Annotated in this window: 1 protein-coding gene; it reads left to right on the forward strand. The window is 69.1% G+C overall.

The features are described from left to right. Positions 1 to 120 precede the first annotated feature (120 nt). Complete coding sequence (locus ACIKT0_RS19485; protein WP_407106912.1) at positions 121 to 585, forward strand: hypothetical protein; 465 nt, start codon at positions 121 to 123, stop codon at positions 583 to 585. Positions 586 to 729 lie beyond the last annotated feature (144 nt).

Raw genomic sequence — 729 nt, forward strand, 5'->3', positions numbered from 1 at the left:
AGCGGGCCGAGGGCGAACTGCTTCTGCTTCGGACGGCCGCCCGGGGTGTCATACTCGGTCGAGCCGAACGCCGCGAGGCCGAGTTCCCACTTGCCGAAGGTCTTGGTCGCCTTCGCGCCGGTGACGCTCACGATCATCGGCCTGCAGATCGCGGCGGCGGCCGGCCTGCCGTCGCTCGAGAATCAGCGGCTGTCCTTCACCGGCTGCCCGGCGGCGGACTATCGGGCGCTTCGGCGGCTCCCGCCCGGGCTCGCGCTGAACACGATCGACACCGGCCCGTTCATCCTCGCCTTCTCGCCCCATGCGGTTGTCGGCGCGCCGTACCACCGGAACATCGATGGAATGTTGGCGGAGCTCGAGGCCTTCCAGGGCAGCGAGGAGACCGCGCGCGCGGTGGCGTTGTCGCGTCGCGCAGATTATGTCGTCGTCTGCACGGTGGACGCCGGCGTCAGGCCGAACGCGAAAGCGCATCCGGACGGGTTCTCGGCGATGCTGCTGTCGGGCGACACGCCGTCCTGGCTCCGGCCGGTCGACCTCGGACCTGAAGCGAAGCTGCGGGCTTTCGAGATCGTCGCCGGGCGCTGAACCGCTGAATGAAGGGTCAGATGCCGGATTCCGATTCGCCTTCCGCCAGACCTCAGCCCGGCCGCGGCGCCATCGCCATGCCAGTCGCCCCAGAGATACCCCCGTCAGGCATCATCGCACGCCGGGCCTTAGGAACGGGTGAAT

Source organism: Hansschlegelia beijingensis (assembly GCF_045505405.1).
GTDB lineage: Bacteria > Pseudomonadota > Alphaproteobacteria > Rhizobiales > Methylopilaceae > Methylopila > Methylopila beijingensis_A.